General features: G+C 60.6%; 6 protein-coding genes. 1 reads left to right on the top strand and 5 read right to left on the bottom strand.

Going from position 1 to position 4724, the window contains the following annotated elements:
* The 4 genes from HC022_RS19340 to HC022_RS19325 form a co-directional block, all read right to left on the bottom strand.
* Positions 1-992, bottom strand: a 992-nt coding sequence (locus tag HC022_RS19340) for a DUF935 domain-containing protein (RefSeq protein ID WP_167453506.1), incomplete at its 3' end; no start/stop codon positions are given.
* 3 nt (positions 993-995) lie between these two features.
* Positions 996-1799, bottom strand: a complete 804-nt coding sequence (locus HC022_RS19335) for a DNA adenine methylase (protein ID WP_368484702.1) — start codon at positions 1797-1799, stop codon at positions 996-998.
* Between the two features lie 158 nt (positions 1800-1957).
* On the bottom strand, positions 1958-2533 hold the full coding sequence (locus tag HC022_RS19330; RefSeq protein WP_254885184.1) for a hypothetical protein: 576 nt from the start codon (positions 2531-2533) through the stop codon (positions 1958-1960).
* 93 nt (positions 2534-2626) lie between these two features.
* On the bottom strand, positions 2627-2878 hold the full coding sequence (locus HC022_RS19325; protein WP_040384111.1) for a hypothetical protein: 252 nt from the start codon (positions 2876-2878) through the stop codon (positions 2627-2629).
* Positions 2879-2984: 106 nt separating this feature from the next.
* Between HC022_RS19325 and HC022_RS19320 the strand changes: the two genes are divergently transcribed.
* Positions 2985-3656: a S24 family peptidase gene (locus HC022_RS19320; RefSeq protein WP_167453505.1), complete on the top strand. Its 672-nt coding sequence runs from the start codon at positions 2985-2987 to the stop codon at positions 3654-3656.
* Positions 3657-4066: 410 nt separating this feature from the next.
* Here HC022_RS19320 and HC022_RS19315 read toward each other — a convergent pair.
* Positions 4067-4724, bottom strand: a 658-nt coding sequence (locus tag HC022_RS19315; protein WP_167453504.1) for an RNA ligase family protein, incomplete at its 5' end; no start/stop codon positions are given.

Below are 4724 nucleotides of genomic sequence, written 5' to 3'. Positions count from 1 at the left end.
ATGTCCTGCTGCACCTCCCGGTGCTCCTTGCCCGATCCGAGCCCGCCGGTCTCGGCATCCGTCGTGGCGGTCTGCCCCAGCACCGCCTTCGACATCTGCTTGTCGAGCCAGTCGGAGCGCCGCTCGTAGTGATCGGTCGAGGAGCCGATGCTCTTCGCCTCGATGAACTCGATCATCATGCTGTCGGGGATGATGGCCGCGCAGTCGCCTCCGATGTTGGCGACGGCACGGAAGAGCGTGTCCTGGTCCTTCTGATCTGCGCCGGGCCCGTACTTGCCCACCCGGATCGGCTGACCGTAGGTCTGGGTGAAGATCGCCCAGTCGCGCTGGGTGTAGGCCTTGAACATCCAGTTCCAGGTCGCGAGCCGCGCCAGCCCCGAGCGCAGGGCCAGCCCGCTCTTCGCCTTGATCCGGGCATAGATGAACTTGTAGGCGGGCAGCGCGATCTCCTGCCCGCTGTCGTCCAGCATCATCGGCGTCGCCAAGTCGTGGCGCTGGAAGCTGAACCAGCGGGGATCGCGGTATTCCAGCCGCACCGGCTGCCACTGCAACGATGACGTATCCCAAACGATCTCGGTGAAGCTGTAGCCCTTGCCCATGGCGTCGAGGATGTCGAAGGTCTCGTCGCTCAGCTCGTCGCGGTCGAGCCAGTCGCGGACCATTTTCGCCATCTCGAGATCGTGCTGGCTCTCGCCCCCTTCCTGGACGGTGATCTCGATCTGGCTGACCGAGCGCTTCCGGGTGCCGAGCACGCCGGCATAGTGCAGGTCCCGCTCCTCGATCGTCTCGGCGAGCTCGAGGTAACGGATCGGATCGCCCTGGTCGGCCTCCCTCAGGATGATGGCGAGCCGGTCGGGCGTGAGCCCGTCGCCCGGATAGCCGGTGATCGGCGAGCGCACGCCGCCCACGGTCGGCGCGGCGAGTTCGCGCTTCAGCTCCGCGCGCTTCACCGGGCGGCCCCATTGATCGACAAGTTGATGGCCCCGTGTCATGTCTCACCTCCTTCCAGTCACGCTGAAGTCGAAGTTGCCGATCAGAAGCTCACTGGCTTTCCGGGTATTGCCCACCGACTGGATGGTGTAGGTGGTCTCGACCGGCACGATCCGGGCCCAGGCGAAGAGTTCGCGCACCTCCGGCACATCGTTGATGGAGAGCAGGAAGCGTCCCGCGATCTCGCGGAGCTGCTCCGACATCTCACCAAAACGGTCGCGACCGAAGCTATCGCGACCGTAATCGGTCTCGCAGCCCCAGTACGGCGGATCGAGATAGAAGAAGGCGCTGTGGCGATCGATCCGCGAGATGAACGGTGCAAAGTCCAGCGTCATGACGGTGACGCCCGAGAGACGTTCGTGAAGCGCCTCGAGGTCGGGCTCGAGTGTCGTGAGGTTGAAGCGCCCGGGCCGGTCCGCCGACAGGCCGAAGCTGCGCTTCGCCACGTGCCCGCCGAATGAGCAGCGCTGCAGATAAAGGAAGCGCGCCGCACGTTGGAGGTCGGTCAGGGTCTCAGGATCGACCGAAGCAAGGCGGTAGAAGTTCGCCTGCGTCGTGATCTGGAACTTCAGCAGATCGAGGAAGGCGACGTAATGCTCCTGCAGGATGCGGAACAGGTTGTAGATCTCGCGGTTGGCGTCGTTGATGAACTCCGCCCGGACCGGGCGCGCCCGGCGCAGGAAGACGCCGCCCATGCCCACGAAGGGCTCGGCATAGGTCTTGTGATCATCGGCGTGGCAGATGCGGCGGGCAAGGTTCTTCTTGCCGCCGAGATAGGGCGCGATGGGTTTTGCAGGCCTGATGGGCACGGTGTTTGACTCTTCTGTCGCTCGCCCCCGAGCATGGTGTCGCGGGGCGACCTTGATTCTTCTCAGGTCGGCGGGGAGCTGTGATAGGAGCCCCGTGTTGGAGGCTGTTGGCGCAGCTTCCGGCCCCCGCACTGGGGGATGCATATAACAAGCGAACATCAGATCCCTCCTCGCAGCCCGGCGCCCAGCGGCGGGCGCCACCATCCACGGGCGGCCTCGTCTTCGTCGGGGCCGCCTGTGGGATCGCTCGGGGTCTGCACGACAGGCCGGTAGGCGTACTCCGCCCAGGGCTCGCGGCTGGCGAAGTCGGCGAGCGCCCCGGCGATCGCGCTGTCGCCGTGACGGTCGAGCCCGTCGCTGCCCTTGAAGCGGAAGTTGCGCGGGACCCGGATGATCCCGTCGACGTATTGCAGCGCCTGGTGGTCGCGCAGCACATCCTCGTGCCGGGCCAGCAGCACTGTGCGATCGGCAAAGCCCTCGATATAGGGTGGCATCTCCAGCTCGTACCACTGACGGCTGAAGCTCACCTCGACGATGCGCGAGCCGTAACGCTGGGTCGCCTTCTCGGCGAGGTAGGCGCCATTCCCGCCACGATCCATCGCCCCCTTGCGGAAGTTCGGCACCCGGTCGAGCAACCAGAACAGCACGTCGCGCTGCTGGTCGAAGGGGATGTTGCGCAGCTCGACCACCATCTTCCAGCGCCGCCGCAGATCGACGCCGCCTTCCACGATCACGATATCCGTGGCGTCCCCGAGAGGAGGAGTCCTGCGTGGGCTGAGAGCTAAGCCCAGCGTACGTTGTGCAGAGGGTGACCTGAGAGTCTGCCATCACATCGGGCTCCCGCTCTCGGGAGCCGATGTCGGCCTGGGGATTGCCTGAGGCCATTCAAGGTCTTCAAACCAGTGGCGATCGAACCACTTGGCGAGCTTTGCCCGGGTATGCCGGCGGAGTTCACGACCAGCCTTGAGTTGCTCGAAGAATTTGCCGTCTCGAGCCGCATAAGCCCCTAACGTCGATAACTTTATCTGGCGGCGCTCTGCGTACGCCTCCGCCAGCTCCAAGATCTGCTCATCTGTCATCGCTTCACCTTTAGGCTTTTGCCAACTTTTATAGCTCGGCTAAATCCTACTTGCAGAGCAAAAAGTCGTTAGGCAATGTCCCAACATTGCATTATGGACTTCTCCTATGGATTTCGCTTCGCTGGTACAGGCTCGGATACAGGAGCTTGGCCTAAAGAACATAAACCAAGCAGAGGACCGCTTCGGCTTCAGCCGAGGTTACCTCAGAGGCGTGGTCCGCGACGACCAGAAGCGAGCAATCCCAAGCATCGAAAAGGCCCAAACCATCTGCGAAGCTATGGGACTTGAGTTCTACATCGGGCCTCCCCGAGAACCCTCCACGATCGTCGAGCTGGACCGAGAGCGTTTCGCACTGATACCGCACTACTCCCCTGCGCTGCTCTCTGACGAAGGCCTACTGAATCTCGCGGTCGAAGCCGATGAGCACGTCGCGTTTCCGAATGATTGGTTTCTGAGGGGGCGTCTTAAACCAGAACAGTGCATCCTGTTCACTGCTCTAAGCTCCAACATGGCTCCGGCTATCTGCGATGGCGATCTGGTGATGGTCGACCGGAAGGCAACGGTCCTACGCAATGGCAAAGCCTACGCATATCAGACCCAAGAGGACGGGTTCTGCCTTGCCAGGCTAGAGCTGGTTCCTGAGCGCATCCTCATTGCTCGTAGCGACAATCCAGACACTGAACAGTTCAGCCCGAAGTACTACTCGGGTAACGAGATCGCGTTCGTGCAGGCCGGCATTCTTGGCGAAGTGATCTGGTCCGGGCACACTTGGCGGTAGAGGCGCCCCTGGTCAGCCCCTCCAGCTTGCACTCTACATGCGTCCACCAGCGAGACGCAGGCATCGCAACGCATTCATTAGGTCTTTCGGTGGCGACCAGGCTCATAAGGGCAGATATGCGAACCTTCACCAGAAGATCACCACATCCTTTTTCTAGGGCGCTAATCCGATGATGTGGGCGGACAGTTGCCATTCGCTGCGAAAGCCACGAATGGCAGCAATGCGCAGAAGCTGACTTTGCAGAAACCTGCAAAGCGCTTACGGTTGTCGCCCAAAGCTGAACCGAGCCTTCCGCACTGCTGCCGTTCGTGCATCGCTTGCCATTTCCGCATCCGGGCGCTGCGCTAGAGGAGTTGCGCAGAAAATATATCAAATGGTGCCAGGTTTTTTCGGGGAGGCTCTGGAAGAACCTAGGGTGCGGATACGCGGTTCCACGAGAGTGGCCGAGACTTCCAGTGCTCTTGTATGGCTTGCGAAAAGTCGGGTCTAACTAATTTAGCACGGGCGAAGCATACGGAGTCGTCCTCGCTTCTGATCACGAGCCCTTCGATCGTGCCATCTCGGAATTGGCTGCACTCATCGAGCAGCAGTTCAGTTAATTGGCTAAGCGTGAAATGCCCTTTTGCGATTTGAGGCGCGGTGGTGAGACCGATTTTGCGCGCCAAAGCATTCCTTCTCACCGTGCTCCAAAATCCCTGACTGCTTCGACAATATACGTCAAACAACAGAAACCAGTCAGGAAGACGATTATAGTAAAGTGAGTGGGTTGCAGTACACCATTCTCCAAATAATATTCTCTCCGGAGTAAGAATTCTGCTTAAGGGTTCCGTCCGTTCTCCAAGCCACGGCGCGAGACGGCTAAACTGCCCTCTGTATGGCTCCGACAGATAAGAGCCTCTGTTTTGCAATAAAATATCTCCATCCTCTCCTCGCGAAATTCCAAGGTTTGCCCCATCAAGTTTCTCCTCAATGATCACTTCACCGGCCAGAAATTTCTTCACTTCGTCTGGTAAGAGAACCTTGTCCTGCCGTGGCTGACCCTCTCCGAGCCATGCTAAGTGTGGGGTG

It is taken from the genome of Salipiger sp. HF18, assembly GCF_011806505.1.
Classification (GTDB): domain Bacteria; phylum Pseudomonadota; class Alphaproteobacteria; order Rhodobacterales; family Rhodobacteraceae; genus Salipiger; species Salipiger thiooxidans.
Note: the sequence above shows the minus strand (reverse complement) of the source record. Positions and strands in the feature narration are given on the sequence as shown.